The organism is Polynucleobacter sp. 80A-SIGWE (assembly GCF_018882295.1).
Classification (GTDB): Bacteria; Pseudomonadota; Gammaproteobacteria; order Burkholderiales; family Burkholderiaceae; genus Polynucleobacter.
On sequence record NZ_JACVOR010000001.1, the window covers coordinates 271594 to 288813 of the forward strand.

Genomic DNA, 17220 nt, shown 5'->3' on the forward strand with positions numbered 1-17220 from the left:
TATAGTTGTAAGCTGTTATCAATAAGGGAGGCTTTCGCCTCCCTTATTTTTTATCCTTGTAGTACAGGCTGCATCCTATTTTCTTCCAAATGCGAAAATACTAACTCTTTAATACCACCCTAATGTCTCGATAAATTTGCAAACTTGCTATGAGCACAAGGGAAAGGGAGAGCGGTATCACCGCTATATAGCCGACCGTTTTGAAGCTAAGCGCACCAATGATTCCGCCAATCAAGAACATTCCGAAAATAAATAAGTGGGTTTTTAATTTATCCCTATTCGCCCTGACGTACCCGCTTTCATTGGCCTGCGTAGATTTATTCCAATAAATTAACTTCCCTACCTCTATTCCTATATCGGTAATGACCCCCGTCATATGGGTTGTTCTAATTTCCGCTTTAGAGGCTTTAGTGACAATGGCATTTTGCAAGCCCATCACAAAACACAGGAGAAGGGCGATTGCTGGAACAGTTAAGGGTAGGTATAAATTGAGGTTAGCGCCCACCAAACCAAAGACCAATAACAGGGCGGCCTCAAGGAATAGCGGCAAGGCAAACTCGCTATGAATTTTTCTTCTATGGCCCCAATTAACAATGATGGCTGTTGTAGCTGCGCCAAATAGAAATGAGAGCAAAAGTGAGATGCCGCCTAAAACTGAAATGAAGTCATTCAGAGCAAGGTCATCACCAATTGCGGAAATAATCCCGCTCATATGAGATGTATAGCGAGAAATTGCCAAGAAACCACCAGCATTTACAGCGCCCGCAACAAACGCCATATAGGCGCCCAATTGAATATTGGTTTTGGGGGATCGCTGTACGCTTGTTAGACGCTGAATAAACTCAATTGGCATTAAGCATTCATTTTACGTCTCAAGACTTAAAAGCTCTAAATAACTTCCAAAACTTTGCTTAGCGAGTCGCCTTCATAGTTTGGCTTCTCACCAATTTCTTCGAAGGGGTGTCCAAGCCGATTAACCCAAAATACGTCAAAACCAAACCACTTGGCCGCCAGCGCATCCCAAGCATTGCTCGATACAAAAAGAACTTCTTCTTTTTTAACTGGAAATGCTTTTAAAAGAAGCTCATAGGTCTGAGGGGCAGTCTTAAATAATCGTACATCCTCAACGGTGACGACCTGATCTAAGTAAGCCGTAAGACCATTGCTCTCAACTACTGTCGCCAACATCTCTCTACTACCATTGGACAAAATTGCTGTAGCAATACCTTTATTTTTTATTGTCTTAAGAACGTGCAGGCTATCTTCAAAACCAGTGAGCTTGGCATACTGATCCATTAACCGCTTCTCATAGTCAGGACTGAGATTTAAGTTCATCCGCTTACATACATAACGCAATGAGCGAATTGTTAATTCCCAAAAGGGTAGGTAGTGCTTGCTGCCACTAGGATTAGGATCACTCATGGTGACTAAGCGGGTGTACTCGATTTGGCGATCACGCCACATTAAGGCGAAGGCCTGACCATTGCCGGGAAATAAATCTTCTGCCAACTTCCCCATGGAATAGACATCAAATAATGTTCCGTAAGCATCAAAGGCGATAAGCTTATACATGCAGGCTCCTGGTTATCAGTCTGTATTTGTATTGTCGTTTAAAACAATTTTTCTAGTGCGACGAAATATCTAGCGACACTTAAGCCCAAAAACGCTTCATCTCTGGAAGATCTTGCATTCCTCTTTCATAGCCATACTTGATGGCTGGCTCCATAATTCCAGGATCTACAACGCTCATAGTTTTTCTGCCGGGCAGCATTCCAACAACTACCAGCTTGGTTTTAGTGCCCCTCGCCTCAAGATCCTTGACCTCCTGCAAAATTGTATTGGGCAAATGATTTAATCGAAGCCCTTCTTTTTCTTGTTCAATGGTATCGGCCAAAGCAATAACGAGCGCCCTTCTTGAGCCAGCCACAATATCGCAATGTGTTTCTGTTGAGCCAATACTGCCATCCATGCAGACACGATCCTTAACCCAGGTTGGGCCTGTCACGCCCGGTGCAGAGGCGCTGGCTGCACATGCATCAATTACAGATACACCCGAGTCTGGGGCAATGACTAAACGCTCAGCGGTATAGCAATCAATCGTTGTGATGTACATCTTTGGTGGAATTGTTTTCATGTCGCCCAAGAAAACTTTAATATTGGCTTGAAACTTTTCAGATGGAATCGATTTTGCAGCCATAGCCGCATGACCAATCGCTTGAATCGTGGCAGGGCTTCCATCCTTAGCAGTGAGGCCCATCTTCATTACTCGCTCTTGGCTAGGTGTAAATTTTTTAGTTGGCACTAACTTAGCCATCACTTTTGGATAGTCAGCCAACAAATTGAATTCTGCAGAGAATAGATCCAAGCGACTACCCAGCAAGGCACTACCCAATACAGCACCAGCCGATGTCCCAACCACAATATCAGCCAGTCGCAAGTTGATGCCGTTCGTCAGCATTGCATGAAAATACCCAACTAAGAATGAGCTCATGTATTCAGAGCCGCCGCCCAAAACAATTGCTCTATCTTTGCCAACACCAGGGGGATTTTTATAAGGAATGGGGTGCGCCAAACCATCGCCCCAATTCGAAGTAGTTGCCTGAATCTCTCTTGCCTCTAATGCTCTCACCTCAGCCACCATTTTCTTAGAAGGAGCTTGGCCTTGAGCAAGCGCTTGTGTGCCAGCAAGGGCTGCAGCGCCGATAGCAGAAGTTTTCAAGAAATTACGGCGTGATGCTTGAGTCATATAAGCTCCATTGATTGTTAATCAATTTATAGCAGATCTCCACTAATGAAAAAACCACCCGAAGGTGGTTTTAGTATTTCTTAGTGACTCTAGGCAGAATCGACTATGGCTGCGAATGCATACCCTACTTGATCAAGCCACATGCAATTCTTGGTCCAGAATTTCCAGCTGGCTGAGATTTATAGTCATCAGGATCCCGATGAACAACAACGGATCTTCCCAGTATTCCAACTGGTCCATTATTAACAGCAAATCCACTTAACTTTGCCGAATAAACAGCATTGCCATTCGCATCTGATTTTATATTTGGCATATCGCCAGCATGATTCGAGCCGCTTCCTGGCATACCATGTGATTTTGTATCTGGGTTGAAATGACCACCAGCGCTAGTGGCATCAGGTGCGGAGCAATCTCCTTTTTCGTGAACATGAAACCCTTGTTCAGAATTTGGTTTCAATCCAGAAAAATTTCCGGTAACCAATACATCATGCCCTTGCCATACAAAATTAACCGTTCCTTTGGCATTCGAGCCCGAACGCGAGTCTAGAGTGGCTGATGCTTTTTGACCAGTGCCATGCTCCATTGACTGACAGGCCACCAAAGTCAAAATGGACGCAACACCAATTAACAGAGATACTTTTTTAATCATTATTCGTCTCCTGTGTTTATGTCAGATCAGAATAGATCTTTTATGGATACTCTTCAACGAATATAGAGACCTTTCTCCAAGTAGTCTTATTGGCAAGCCCTGACAACTACGCAGCAAACCCCAAAACCAACAGAAGAGGGGTTCAGTCACTTAGAAGTATTGCTTTGCCCCAAACCTGAAGCGCTCGACTGAAACGGCGGCGTATTGGTCCAGGCTCGGTAAAGCCTACTAAGTTGTTGGTTAACATGGGCATCATGTTGATGCCGAAAAAGAATTAATATTTTTTTATTTCTGGGGTCAATCATAACTTTTTGGCCATAAGCACCCAGCCAGACATAAATACCAGTTTGCTCACGAGGATCAATCCAAGTTTGGTACCCGTAGTGATAATAATTAATAGTTGTACCACCCTCATTTGCTATCTGCTTGGTAGTGGCGCTTCTCATAAACTCTTGAATACATTTTCCCCTGGCGCCACCCCTCATCTCAAGGCTCTCTAAGGCCAGCCTTGCCCAATCTCGCAGAGTCGCACCTAAACCAAAAGAGCCATTTATGACGCCATCCTTATCCACAAGCCAAGTCGCTGATTTTTCAGGGCCTGCACGATTCCAAATTGATTTTGTAAATATATCTTGGAAATTGCCGCCACCATTTACAGCCAAGACTAATGTGTCAGTATCCAAATTCTTGTACGCAAAAACATCTGGATTTTCTGTGCGTGCGCCATATAGATTAATCATGTCGGTAATTGACTTAAATCCCCGCGTAAGATTCATCCATTCATCTTTTTGGGAGCCCATATATTCAGGCGCTCCCGGGGGTGCACCCGAACTCATGGTGAGCAACTGTTTAATTGTTGCCTTTCCATAAGCCGAGTCCTTTATTTCCGGAGCATAAGATTCGGCTTGATCATTTAGGCTTTTCAATTTCCCGGAACACAACGCCTCCCCAACCGTATAAGCAGTAAGACTTTTTGCCATCGACCAAGAGAACATTTTGCTATCTTGGTTCACTCCCTCAGCATATCGCTCATAAACTATCTGTCCATGATCAAGCATGAGCATTGCCAAGTTTTGCCCATCATCTTCAAAGAATTTTTCTGCTCGTTTAGCAAATTCAATATCTCGCCCATCCTGTTTTTTTCCCAGCAGAGCTTTTGGGATGGGAGAAGGGTCAAATTTAACAATGGGATAAAAACCCGAAGACAGCTTGCCGGTCATGTAGTCACTGCGAACTTGATTGCCCATAAAAGCCCTGTCTGAGGCTTGTGCATTAGCCAATAACGGGAAAAGTGCCAGAAGCGAGCAGAGGATCTCTTTGGTTTTCATTCAGAATTAAGTGTATATGAGCGTAGGATTTCATCCAAACTCAAATGAAAAACCACCCGAAGGTGGTTTTGGTATTTCTTGGTGAGGCGGAATGGAATCAAATCAGAGTCTAAGATGTCTGACTCCATCAAACTAGCTTATATAGGGCCCAAACCAAGTTGAGCGCCGCCAATGAGATGAGCGTTCCAAAAGTAAATTTCATACCCAATACACGTTTACTAAAATCAGGTGGCGGCACATTGATTCCTTTGGCATGAATTAACCGGCCAATAATTAAAGTGATGCCAGACATGGCAACCAGCCACCAAGGCGCTCCGTTTAGCTCCAAGCAAGCAATCAAAATGATCCCCAAAGGAACATACTCAGCAAAGTTTCCTTGGGCACGAATTGCCCTCTCAAGATCATCATACCCACCGCTTCCCAAACCAACCTTATTCTTTCTTCTCAAACCAATGACGGCAAAAGAGAGTTTTACAAAGATGGCGGTTAATACAGCGGCAATGATTGAGGTGACTAATAGCATTTAGGGCTCCCGAGAGAATTCCTAGATACTAATCAGAAAAAGAAAAAACCACCCGAAGGTGGTTTTGGTGTTTCTTGGTGGCCCGGGGCGGAATCGAACCACCGACACAAGGATTTTCAATCCTCTGCTCTACCGACTGAGCTACCAGGCCATTTAAGACTGTAGATTATAGCGGAACTGTTTTTACGCTGTCTAAATGTAGATAACTGTAGCTAACTCACCTCGTATTTGCTGAATCCTATAGCAGTGGGGATGTTTAATCCTGTTTGACGGCATCTACTCAGCGACTATTTGAGGCCTATAAGGTTTGCTGTGCTTTTGCCACCCTTTGCCTCTCTCGTTCTACTTTTAGTACTTTGCCAGCATTGTCTTTTTAAGTTTGTAGTGATTTGATGCGGGCTTGTTGTGGAGTGAGTGAAATAGAGAATTGCAATTTTTGAATTTTTAGATAATATTTATAAAAAATATACTTAATTCAGTCCTTATCAACCATATATAACTACCCTATGAAAATCTTTCTATCTGCCTTTGCCTTATTTTTTATTGGAGCCGTATTTGCCCAAAAGCCACCTGACAACAAAAATCCAGGTACATGCCTAGGGCTTATTGTTAGCGGAATGTCAATGCGTGGAATTGCAATACAAGATTTTCCTCAACATACACAGCAGATTTTAGAAAAATATGGGCAAAGCGCAATTGATACAAGCAAAAATTATCAGTCAAATAGAGCATCTAAATGCACAGAAGGCGAGCCCTTAAATAGCTGTGCGACTAAGATATTTAAAAGTAAATATGATGCCGAGCTATTTACAGATTATTTTTCAGCGGCTTTAATAGTTAAGCAAAATAATCTAAGTAAAAATGATGTTTTCCAAAAAGCAGTGCTTAGCTGTGCAGGAATTAAATTATAGGGCGCTATGAAACATTTAAAAATATTTCTTACTATTGCTTGCGTAAGCTTTGCTATGCCAAGTACAGCAGCAAATATTAAACTTGATATGACCCAAGGAAATTGCAAAAAAGTAAATGGCGTAACTCAAGGCTATGAAGATGCAGTTATTAATAATTTAAATACGTCTGATATTCAAATAATAAAAGCAGAATGGGGAACCGGTTATGGGCTCTGCAATATGAAGGTACGGGCAAATGGTCGTCTTTACGACTGCGATATTCCTGATATTTTGTCTAGCGATAATGGAAAAACTGCTTTTGCAGCAGCAAGGACTACATATGGGGCAACACGCTGTACAAAACGATAGCTGTAAATTGCTATACAGAATTAAGATTTAAGAGGGTAATTTGTACTGATGATGGTGCACTACTAGAATTTACTCTCTCGCTCACCGCAATACCGCGAAAATATAAGCAAATCATGGCTAATCAATCCTGGGATTCAGCTTTAATTTTTTATCTTTTGGAATTTTTCTAAAATTGACTTAATCCATCTAGAGCGTTTGGCGTACTCATCCAAGGTTTCAATGTCACCAAACTCCATAAGGCTTTAAAGAATTACTAAGTGTCTCGTAACTAGACGCTGAATCAGTTTGTTCTATTTGGAACAGACAATAACTAATCCTCTACCTATCGAGGCTTTATGTAACAAGGTGCAGAATTACTGTTTAGCAGATGAAATGAGTTAAAGAAAGTGTTACGGGCGAAAGCGGTGGCTTTAGCGATGACACAAGCAGACTACGAAGTAGTTTGCTCAATATTCAACTGATGTAATTAAATTATTTTTTACTTCTATAACTTTTTTAGTGGTGTTGCAAGTCTTACTATTTCCATCGCGGATGCCTGACATACGTATATTCATCATACATTTACCGCTCGATTTATCAAAATATGTCTTTATGTTGAGACTTGAATAAGCATCGTCACGCATCATATCCGAACATACATAAGTTGGATCTGCAAATGAAGCTATAGCCACCATTCGCGAAACCTTGTAACCAGAACACTGACTTTCTGTTGGAGCATATGCTACGTTGGGCTTAGCTGATTGTGCTGACGGCCTCTTGACCTCAGCATCTTTAGTGACTTGTTGATTTAAATTCACATAATCTTTTGTGAGTGCATTAAAAATCCTATTCACCTTACAATCAAGTCCACTAGAACTTCTCATACGACCGGCATACCGCTCACCCGCCTCCCTAGCTGACTCAATGGATGGAAATTCCCCAGACTCAATATTGGGAAGCCAGGGTTTATTGTTGTCTGTACATACCATCTCCGGAATATATCCAGCAATTGAGGGCCCCGAAATGCACGTCAAGAGAAAAATCAAAGCATATTTTTTTAGATAACCACACGATTGAAATTTCACCTTAAAATTCCTCTAAATTGATTCAGCATCTGTAAATTTCTATAGTCATCTGGCAAAATCTTTGAGGCTAAGTCTCCGCCACAGACTAATTCAAGATTTAGCATCAACGAGAATCTTGTTAGGTTTTTTTCACCTGCTATAGAAGCGCCAACAAGACTTGCTTGATTAATTTTTCCATCAACAGAAAATTGCATTTCGATATTTTTATTATTTTTTAAGAGCTTTACATCAACTCCTTTTTGCTGGTTATCAAACGCAATATTTTGTATGTCGAGCGAACCCCCTCCAGCAACACAAGCCATTAAAGCTCTTCCCGAGTCAGTTTTTGCAAACTCATCTTTTGCGCCACCGCAAGCGGAGAGCAAAAGAGATGTCAGAGCAATAGCAAAGATTTTTTTCATAATTTGAATATATGTTTATTTTTTTAAAATATTAATATCTTTATAAAAACTATACTTAAGTGATTACCCTTACACTCAGTGTCCTGTAACTAGACGCCAAATAAATTTGCTCCCTGTAGAACGGACAATTAACTATCCTCTATCTATCGAGGGCTAATAGATAGAGGTGCTTTAGGTTAATAGTCTTTATTGGTGATATCTATATTCCTGAGTTTTGCCACCATAGCCATAGGCCGTAGCTCGTACATCTGCCACATATACATAGCTTTCCTCGTGTAAGTTCCCTAGTATTTTCTCAAATCCTGCAAAGGCTTCTTTGATGTATTGAGCTTTTTCATCTTTGGTATTCGTTTCATCCGTAACCTTGATATCAAAATAAAAACTGTTTTTATTCTGCTCACTTAATAACTTACCGCCAACGATCCAGCAGTCCCTGTCTATATAGTCAATCGCAATAGCAGTAACTTCTCGCTTCTTTTTCAAGATTCGCGTCGTTATGTCTAAGAGCAAATCAGTAACCTGCTTAGTAGTTTCAGCACTCTTTGTTCCGCTTATCTTTACATTCAATATGGGCATTTGTTTCTCCTAATTAGTTAGCTATACAACCATTCATTCAAAAAAATGGGGGCACTACAAAATCTCACTAATTCCCCTTAACTTACCTACGACATCTAAAAACTCATCTGAGCCCAAGAGCTTCTTAAACTTCTTGGTGACCTCGCCGCTGGCCGCATTCAAACCATCTTTCATGGCCTTTGCTTTTTTTGTGGGATGAACTTCAATCTCACGAGCATCGTCAGGCGATGACCTTCTTTCAATTAGTCCTAGCTTCTCAAGTCCATCCAATCCTCTTGAGGCTGTAGGTTTAGTGATATTCATTTCCTTTGCCAAAGCATTTTGGTAGGACTGGGGCTTTTCTAATATCACCCTCAACATAAATGCCTGGGATGGCGTCAAACCAAATGGCTTAAACGCTATAGTCCATTCCCGCTCTAGCTTACGAGCCAATGAAGTGGTGTTGAAATAGAGGCATTGTTCAAACATAGGCTCACTTTAACATGTTTTAGTTAGCTATGCAACTAATACTAAGGATTTATTCCATTTGGAACAGACAATAATTGATCCTCTGTCTAACTAGGCCTGATGAAATGAGGCTGTAGCTCTCTTAGTTATTGAACTCGTTTTACATTCCAGCTGCTGAATTCTTTATTAATATCCACGCTCCAGATTGGCGCATTTCCAGCCTCAATCAAAAGCTGGATAACTCTGTAGCTATACGCGCCATCAATGACTTCTTGCAAACTAACTACCCAAGCGTCCTCAAAATACAAAGGACTCGGTAGTTGCTTTGCCACTTGATTAGGAGTCCAGTGACCTTGCCCACTATCCAAAAATACAACTAGTGACTTGTTAGAAGCATAAGCCTCTCCGCCTTTATTTCGCTTTAAATCTATCGCCCCCAAAATGCGCGAATGAATATCTTTATCCATTTCAACATCGTTTTGAGGTTGCGGAACCATTACATGCTCAGTCTCCCATGCTTGATTGTTTTTTAAATCAACGATTGTTCCATCCCCGCCATCAGGATCGCTAGTGAATGAAAACTGAGTTATGTTGTATTCGAAATTGAGAGCTGCAGATATTAGCCAATTTGCAAGCATCTCCCTAGAACGCAAATCGCCAAATTGTGCAAATGGTTTTCCTGATTTCAAGTGAGCGCCATCTTTGATAAACGGCTCTAATTCTTTAAGTGCAATTTCAAGGCTTTTGAACTTAGTTACAGAGTGTTTCATATAACTGTCGATGCCATTTGGGAAATATTTGAAACCGCTGAGAGCCAATAGATTCGGTGCTTGTAGGGCGGTGGGTCGCAACCAGCTTAGACCCAATGTGCAGAACTGTTTTAGTCCTCTATCCTAGCTTTTCAATCCTCTGCTCTACCGACTGAGCTACCAGGCCAAGAGTTGGAATTATAAATGAAACTCCATTCCAGCCCGAAAAACGGGTCTATCACCGATAAGTCTTGGGTAAACACTGAAAATCTACTGCCAAATACTCTTGCCCTGGCCCTAGCTACCGTTGGCTACAGCCTTTGCCCTCGCAACATGCAGTTTCTTATAGCTATCAATCAGACGATGATGCCTATCGAGACCCTCTAGCTTCATGCTTGTAGGAAGCAAACCGTAGAAACGGACACTTCCCTCAACTGAACCCACAACAGCATCCATTCTCTCGGCACTAAACATTCTACGCAAATTGACTTCGTAGTCCTCAAGATTTAGATCATCGCTTAGGACAATCTCGAGTACCGCACTTAAAGCCTGATAAAACAATTTTCGCTCGACTGTATTGTCGTTATATTGAAGAAAGGCGCCGACAAGCTCATGCGCCTCTTCAAATTGTTTCAAAGCAAGATGGATCAATAGCTTTAGTTCGAGAACTGTTAGCTGACCCCAGGGCGTATTCTCATCGAATTCAATACCAATCAATGTAGCAATATCGCCGTACTCATCTAGCTCATTATTTTCTAAGCGCTCAAGCAGTGCACTTAGGCTTGCATCATCCAAGTTCGATAGATTCAAAATATCATTGCGGAATAACAGCGCTTTATTCGTGTTATCCCAAATCAAATCTTCAATTGGATAAACCTCGGAATAGCCTGGTACCAAGATTCGGCATGCGATCGCGCCCAACTGGTCATAGACCGCAACGTAAGCCTCTTTACCTAGGGATTCAAGAATGCCAAATAAAGCGGCTACTTCTTGGACATTTGAGTTTTCGCCTTTGCCAGAAAAATCCCACTCAACAAAATCGTAATCTGATTTTGCACTGAAGAATCGCCACGACACAATGCCACTTGAATCAATAAAGTGTTCAACAAAATTATTTGGCTCAGTCACCGCCTCACTTGCGAAAGTAGGCGGGGGCAAATCATTCAAGCCCTCTAGACTGCGGCCCTGAAGCAATTCAGTCAAACTCCGCTCGAGCGCCACCTCTAGGTTTGGATGAGCGCCAAAGGATGCAAATACTCCGCCTGTTCGTGGGTTCATCAGAGTAACGCACATGACTGGGTAGACGCCGCCTAATGATGCGTCCTTGACTAATACTGGAAAGCCTTGATCCTCAAGACTCTGAATGCCTTCCAGAATGCCGGGATATTTAGCGAGCACTTCTTGCGGCACATCAGGTAAAGCAATTTCATCTTCAATAATTTCTCGCTTCACTGCCCGCTCGAAAATCTCAGACAAGCATTGCACCTGAGCCTCAGCTAAGGTGTTGCCAGCACTCATACCATTACTGACATAAAGATTTTCAATAAGACTCGATGGAAAATAAACCGTCTCGCCATCGGACTGACGAACATATGGCAAAGAACAAATCCCGCGCTCTAAATTGCCGGAATTCGTATCGATTAAATGTGAGCCACGTAGTTCACCATCAGCATTAAAAATCTTTAGGCAATACTCATCAAGAATTTCTGGGGGGAGCGAATCTTTTGGCCCCGGCTTAAACCAGCGTTCATTCGGATAATGAACAAATGCACTATTAGCAATATCTTCACCCCAGAATGCCCCGGCGTAAAAGTGATTGTTGCTGAGTCGCTCAATATACTCACCCAGCGCTGAGGCCAGAGCACTTTCCTTTGTAGAGCCCTTGCCATTCGTGAAGCACATTGGTGAATGCGCATCACGAATATGCAAAGACCACACATTCGGAATCAGGTTGCGCCATGAGGCGATTTCAATCTTGATTCCTAAGTTTGCCAACACGGTAGACATATTGGCAATGGTTTGCTCTAGCGGTAAATCCTTTCCAGCAATATAGGTGCTCGCATCAGGGGCTGACTTCAGCGTCAACAAAGTCTGCGCATCAGCATCTAAATTCTTAACCTCTTCGATAACAAACTCGGGCCCAGCTTGGACGACTTTTTTTACTGTGCAGCGTTCAATCGAACGCAATATGCCCTGACGATCGTTCGCGGAGATATCTTCTGGCAGTTCAACTTGAATTTTGAAAATCTGTTGATAGCGGTTATCTGGATCGACAATATTATTTTGCGAAAGCCGAATGTTCTCAGTTGAAATATTGCGTGTATCGCAATATAACTTCACAAAATAGGCCGCGCATAAGGCCGATGAAGCTAGAAAGTAATCAAAAGGCCCAGGGGCTGAACCATCACCTTTATATCGAATGGGCTGATCAGCAATCACCGTGAAGTCGTCGAACCTGGCTTCAAGACGCAACTTATCGAGAAAGTTAACCTTTATTTCCATGGGAGTAATTCCGAAATGATATGGGCACCATTATCCGTCGCATCGGCGATGCTGTGTGCCATATCAATTGCCTCAAAGACTGATGGCAGGTGTTTTACTGCTCGGCCTTATTACGCGAAGTATCGATGCCCAAAGCTTTTAACTTGCGATAAAGGTGGGTGCGTTCGAGACCCGTGTATTCAGAAATTTTGGTCATACTACCGCCCATAATGATCATTTGATGCTCAAAGTAGGCTTTTTCGAATAAGTCCCTAGCCTCTCGCAGCGGCAAATCAAAATAGGTTTTTGCTATCCCGCTAATATATTCACCATCCTGAGCCTGAGGCGCCTGTTCGGCGACTACCGCCTTAGGGCTTGGGCTAGATGTAGATGCTGACGTAGCCCGCTCTTCAGCTGGCTCGACGTATTTGGGGGAACTCTCCAGTGCCTTATTGACTGTCTTTAGTAACTTTTGTAGCGCAATCGGCTTTTCTAAAAAATTCAGGGCGCCAATACGGGTAGCTTCAACAGCAGTATCAATCGTGGCATGTCCAGACATCATGACTACCGGCATAGTGAGTTGCCCAGTCTTGGACCACTCTTTTAATAGGGTGATGCCGTCTACATCTGGCATCCAGATATCAAGCAATACAAGATCTGGGCGCATTTGCTCGCGGATTGTGCGAGCCTGCATAGCGCTCTCTGCCGCATAAACGGTGTGGCCTTCATCCGTCAGAATCTCATTGAGAAGCTCTCGGATTCCCATCTCATCATCGACCACCAAAATACTTGCCATTCTTATGCTGCCTCTTTTGCCAGATTCATAAACAAAATTGATACTTGCGCGCCGATCACTTCGTCTCCCTGCATGCGGTTACGGACCTCAATTTTGGCTCCGTGATCATCAACGATTTTCTTCACTACCGCCAGGCCCAATCCGGTGCCCTTACTCTTTGTTGTTACATACGGCTCAAATGCTCTTGCCAATATCTTAGCTGGAAATCCTGAACCGCTATCACTTATTGTTAATCGGACCGCATTCTGTGGCACACCACTAAGCTCTCCGTAAGACACCAATTCTGTTTTTACTTCAACTGGCTCAGCTTGATGCTTGCCCTCAAGAGTAGCATCTTGTGCGTTTTGCAAAAGATTATGAATAATCTGTCTCAGTTGAGTGGGGTCACCCATAATATTTGGGCAACGCGAATCGAGCTGGGTTTTTAACGGGCTTCCTTCATACAAACCCAAGATCTCATGCGTCAAAGTATTAATTGAAACGGATTTCAACTGTGGGCTTGGCGTCTTAGCAAAATCCCTAAAATCATTGACCATTTCCTTCATCGCCTGGACTTGCCCAATGATGGTTTCCGTACTGCGATTCATCATCTCTTCCTGCTCGGGACTTAATTTGCCAGCCAACTTATGCTGCAATCTCTCTGCTGAGAGCTGTATAGGGGTTAGCGGGTTCTTGATCTCATGCGCAAGGCGCCGTGCTACTTCGCTCCAAGCAATGGAGCGCTGGGCGCTCACTACATCGGTAATGTCATCAAAGACTACCATGCGTAAATCTGGGGTTAATTCTGTTCCGCGAATAAATAAAGTGACGCCAGGCTCATTCTCAAACTCGTTTGTACTGTGAAGCTGAATCTGTTTTTGCCATACCGGCGCCGCTTTATTGGCACCCATTTCTGGTTGACCGCTCTCCGCGGCAACCGCTAGCTTCATCGTGGCAAAGCCCTCTTTAATGGCTTGATCAAACTCAACAAGACTTGGACTATCGCTTAAAGGGCGTCCATCCATTTGCGTTAAGTCTTGCCCAAAGATGCGGTCAGCACCTGCATTGCTAGACACCACATTAAAGTTCTTATCAAAGATGCAAACACCAGCAGTTAAATTTCCTAACACCGTTTCTAAAAATGATTTGGATTCTTGGAGAGATGTTCTGGTGTCGGCAAGCTGGCGAGTCATCACATTAAATTGACGCGTGAGCATACCCAACTCATCTCCGGTATCGAGCTCTGGCTTAGGCGACAGGTCTCCCTGAGCAACAGCCTGCGTACCCTTTAATAACATTAGCAAAGGTCTGGCTAGCTGACGCCCCAGAACTAAGGCCAACGTAACCGCCACGAATAGAGCAAAAAATAGCGTTAACGTAAGTGTGCCCACAAACATTTTTCGTAAACCTGTCCTGCCTAATGATTTTTCTTGATAGTCACTGTAGGCAGACTCAACCGCAACGATATTTTTAGCCAAAGGGCCAGGAATGAAGCGCACTAACTGCAGAAAATATTTATCGTCTATATCTTTACCGGAGTCCCCTTTGCTGACAACGTGTTTTTTTCGCACGATTGGCACGATCGCTCGCACACGATAGCTTCGCTGTCCACCATCTACTTCAATTTGCTCTACTGAGGTGAGGCCCTTCTTTTTAAATGCTTCAGCGATGACATCAGGGCTTGGTGCAGGCAGATATTTTTTGGGTCGTGACTCACTAGTTAGAATCAAATTGCGCTGAATATTAAATAGGCTCACCTCTTGAATGCCAAATTGGTTGCGGGCTTTCATCACCATAACGCCAACCTGCTCAGAGGTTGCGCCAGAGGGAACCTGCACAATTTGCTCGGCGATGTAATTGCCCTCAGCCAGAATCTCTTCTTGCGCAATGCGCAGGGTTACGCGACCCAACTCAAGGCCAGCATCTAAGGCAGACTCTACTTGGACATCAAACCAGGTCTCAATACTTCGAGATACGAACTGCAATGAGACGCCATACAAAATTAATCCCGGTACAACACCAACCAAAGCAAAAATCATGGCCAGCTTGGCTACCAGGCGCGTACCAAATCGGCCCTTCCGCCAACGGACAGCAATCACAACCACCAAAGTCAAAATGACCAAGGTTAGACAAATGCCAATGATTACATTGGCCGCATAGAGCCAAATAAAATAGTTATCAAAAAACTCGGTGTTTGATGTTGCGATTGACAACAGCACCAATAGTAAGAGTGCAAAGGCGCCAATCGCCGCCATCGCTATAGGCAAAGCACGCCTCTTCCAGGCATCTTTCTCAAACGCATTAGATCCAATGAAGTCAAAAGATATCTTCATCGTTTAATGACGTTAGGCCCATTTGGCAAAAATGGAAAGCGCAGCCAATCACTGCTGACATTCCAGTCGCGATTATTTAACGCATTTACCTGAAATGGTTTAGGTAGCTTAGCCAAATCCAGGGTCATTCTTAATGCCGCAGTGTAAGACTTACTTGGATCAATTTGATTGCCATCAATTACTCTCCAACCCCCGATGCTACCTACTGCCTGCAAAGCTTCAAACATGGTCTTGGCAGAAAAGGTAAAGCCTTCGGAGGCGATACGATATTGCTGTGTCATCGGCTGATAAGATAAGCGCGTTAGTCGTTGCGCAAGAGCAGGTTTTTCATCAAACCAATACCAACGTGAACGGGTTACATCAAACTCAGTCTGAAAATATAAGACCACACCTTTTTGAACTGCATCTTCTAGGCCTGGAGTTAATTCAATCTGGAATGTGGCATTTAATAGCCAGTCACCATCCACCCGCTCAAGGTCAGCAGATTTAAGTTTGATTCCCTCTGCACTTGCGGCTACTGAAAATAAGCTCAGCGCCATCAAAACACAAAGAATGAATTGTTTAATGCCTTGGCTCATGCACCATTTTTCTTAAACAAAGCGTAATAAAAACCGTCATTTAGCTCAGCGGGCAAAATTTGTCCGGGGGCGCTTAATCGTAACGCATCAGCATGCTCTGCCGCAAACCAAGTTGCCTGCTCTTCGCCCTCCTCCGGAAACACAGAGCAAGTCACGTACAAAAGCGTGCCGCCAGGTTTGAGCATCTTCCAGGCCTGTTCCAATATGCCGCGCTGTCTAATCTGCAGAGCCTTTATATCTGCCTCACGACGCAAGAAGGGAATGTCTGGGTGCCTTGCAACAATGCCAGAGGCTGAGCAGGGTGCATCTAATAGAATTTTGTCGAACAGCTTGCCATCCCACCAAGCTGCCTTTGAAGCATCGCCGCGCACCACTCGAACCGCGTCAGAGTGAAGACGCAAACGATCTAAATTGCCGCCAATTTTTCCAAGGCGCTCGCCATCTAGCTCTAATGCAGTCATCTCACATTGCGCTAGCTCTAATAAATGAGCAGTCTTACCCCCAGGCGCTGCACAAGCATCCAATATGCGTTCACCCGGTTTTGGATCAAGCAAGATGGCTGCAATTTGCGCGCCCGCATCTTGAACAGAAACTGCGCCACTATAAAATCCTGGCAAATCCGAAACCGGCACCGGCTCGCGCAAGAGCAAAGCAGAATCTAGTGTGATCCCAGCAACATTCTCAACAGGCTCAGCAAGTATGCCGGCTTGCTGCAATAGCTCTTGATATTCCTTGCGTGTATGTTGTTTAGCATTCGCCCGCAAAATCAAAGGTGCGCGCTGGGCTTGCTGAATCAACATTGCCTGCCAAGCTTTGGAGTAATTTCGCTTCAGACTCGCCCGCCACCAAGGCGGAAAGAACATTGGAATAGGGTCTGGCGGATAAGGCTTTTCATTCTCAGCCTGAACGGCGAGACTCACCTTACGCAGTACAGCATTCACTAAGCCCTTGGCATACATCGTCGGCTCATACTCGCTGCAAGCTTTGACAGCCTGATCAACGATGGTATGTGCTGCGTAGCCTTTGCCCTCGGTCGCGCCTTGTAAAAATAAAGCAATTGCCACGCTTAATAAATACTCGACTTCTAGCGGTGGCGCCTTTGGAATGAATTGCTTAATGAACTCATGTGACCTCACCCACTTACGCAAAGCATCAAACGTGAGACTTTGCACAATTGGCCGCTCATGAGCATCCAGCTGATCTAACACCTCTGTGAGCGATCGACCCACCATCACCTCGCCAATTGCTTGCGCAGAAATAGTAATCGCCTCTGATAGCGGAAGACTGCGTGGTGTTTTTTGATCGGTCAAA

18 protein-coding genes and 1 tRNA gene are annotated in these 17220 nt (G+C 43.8%); 2 read left to right on the top strand and 17 right to left on the bottom strand.

Annotated features, from left to right (window positions below):
* Window positions 1-100: 100 nt before the first annotated feature.
* The 7 genes from ICN25_RS01425 to ICN25_RS01455 form a co-directional block, all read right to left on the bottom strand.
* The gene (locus ICN25_RS01425; protein WP_216178708.1) at window positions 101-853 is read right to left on the bottom strand and encodes a YoaK family protein; all 753 of its coding nucleotides are present in this window, start codon (window positions 851-853) and stop codon (window positions 101-103) included.
* Window positions 854-888: 35 nt separating this feature from the next.
* Entirely contained in the window at window positions 889-1572 is a 684-nt protein-coding gene (locus ICN25_RS01430) for a haloacid dehalogenase type II (protein WP_216178709.1), read from the bottom strand.
* A 79-nt stretch (window positions 1573-1651) separates the two neighbouring features.
* Window positions 1652-2746, bottom strand: a complete 1095-nt coding sequence (locus ICN25_RS01435; protein WP_216178710.1) for a patatin-like phospholipase family protein — start codon at window positions 2744-2746, stop codon at window positions 1652-1654.
* A gap of 124 nt (window positions 2747-2870) precedes the next feature.
* Entirely contained in the window at window positions 2871-3395 is a 525-nt protein-coding gene (locus tag ICN25_RS01440; protein ID WP_216178711.1) for a superoxide dismutase family protein, read from the bottom strand.
* Between the two features lie 146 nt (window positions 3396-3541).
* A complete protein-coding gene (locus ICN25_RS01445) occupies window positions 3542-4723 on the bottom strand; it encodes a serine hydrolase (protein WP_216178712.1) in 1182 nt (393 codons plus the stop codon).
* A 127-nt stretch (window positions 4724-4850) separates the two neighbouring features.
* Complete coding sequence (locus tag ICN25_RS01450) at window positions 4851-5246, bottom strand: MAPEG family protein (protein ID WP_216178713.1); 396 nt, start codon at window positions 5244-5246, stop codon at window positions 4851-4853.
* 75 nt (window positions 5247-5321) lie between these two features.
* Window positions 5322-5397, bottom strand: a tRNA-Phe gene (locus ICN25_RS01455).
* A gap of 355 nt (window positions 5398-5752) precedes the next feature.
* Here ICN25_RS01455 and ICN25_RS01460 point away from each other — a divergent pair.
* Both ICN25_RS01460 and ICN25_RS01465 read left to right on the top strand, forming a co-directional pair.
* Window positions 5753-6157, top strand: coding sequence for a hypothetical protein (locus ICN25_RS01460; protein ID WP_216178714.1), 405 nt, complete (start codon window positions 5753-5755; stop codon window positions 6155-6157).
* A 6-nt stretch (window positions 6158-6163) separates the two neighbouring features.
* Entirely contained in the window at window positions 6164-6505 is a 342-nt protein-coding gene (locus ICN25_RS01465) for a hypothetical protein (RefSeq protein ID WP_216178715.1), read from the top strand.
* Between the two features lie 446 nt (window positions 6506-6951).
* On the opposite strand, the gene ICN25_RS01470 is transcribed toward ICN25_RS01465, so the two are convergent.
* From ICN25_RS01470 to rsmB, 10 genes are all read right to left on the bottom strand, one after another.
* Window positions 6952-7569, bottom strand: a complete 618-nt coding sequence (locus tag ICN25_RS01470; protein WP_216178716.1) for a hypothetical protein — start codon at window positions 7567-7569, stop codon at window positions 6952-6954.
* A complete protein-coding gene (locus ICN25_RS01475) occupies window positions 7566-7970 on the bottom strand; it encodes a hypothetical protein (RefSeq protein WP_216178717.1) in 405 nt (134 codons plus the stop codon). Before ICN25_RS01475 ends, ICN25_RS01470 begins: the two co-directional genes overlap by 4 nt.
* Window positions 7971-8156: 186 nt before the next feature.
* Window positions 8157-8546 carry a 4-oxalocrotonate tautomerase family protein gene (locus ICN25_RS01480; RefSeq protein WP_216178718.1) on the bottom strand — a complete coding sequence of 130 codons (390 nt, stop codon included), beginning with the start codon at window positions 8544-8546 and terminating at the stop codon, window positions 8157-8159.
* A 54-nt stretch (window positions 8547-8600) separates the two neighbouring features.
* Window positions 8601-9014: a MarR family winged helix-turn-helix transcriptional regulator gene (locus ICN25_RS01485; protein ID WP_216178719.1), complete on the bottom strand. Its 414-nt coding sequence runs from the start codon at window positions 9012-9014 to the stop codon at window positions 8601-8603.
* A 125-nt stretch (window positions 9015-9139) separates the two neighbouring features.
* Window positions 9140-9763 carry a hypothetical protein gene (locus tag ICN25_RS01490; protein ID WP_216178720.1) on the bottom strand — a complete coding sequence of 208 codons (624 nt, stop codon included), beginning with the start codon at window positions 9761-9763 and terminating at the stop codon, window positions 9140-9142.
* A 276-nt stretch (window positions 9764-10039) separates the two neighbouring features.
* A complete protein-coding gene (locus ICN25_RS01495; protein WP_216178721.1) occupies window positions 10040-12244 on the bottom strand; it encodes an OsmC domain/YcaO domain-containing protein in 2205 nt (734 codons plus the stop codon).
* A gap of 94 nt (window positions 12245-12338) precedes the next feature.
* On the bottom strand, window positions 12339-13019 hold the full coding sequence (locus ICN25_RS01500) for a response regulator (protein WP_216178722.1): 681 nt from the start codon (window positions 13017-13019) through the stop codon (window positions 12339-12341).
* Window positions 13020-13021: 2 nt separating this feature from the next.
* A complete protein-coding gene (locus ICN25_RS01505) occupies window positions 13022-15253 on the bottom strand; it encodes an ATP-binding protein (protein ID WP_370624700.1) in 2232 nt (743 codons plus the stop codon).
* A gap of 74 nt (window positions 15254-15327) precedes the next feature.
* Entirely contained in the window at window positions 15328-15909 is a 582-nt protein-coding gene (locus tag ICN25_RS01510; protein WP_255536632.1) for a DUF4390 domain-containing protein, read from the bottom strand.
* Window positions 15906-17219 (bottom strand): 16S rRNA (cytosine(967)-C(5))-methyltransferase RsmB, encoded by a 1314-nt coding sequence (gene rsmB / locus ICN25_RS01515; RefSeq protein WP_216178724.1) that lies wholly within the window; start codon window positions 17217-17219, stop codon window positions 15906-15908. Before rsmB ends, ICN25_RS01510 begins: the two co-directional genes overlap by 4 nt.
* Window position 17220 lies beyond the last annotated feature (1 nt).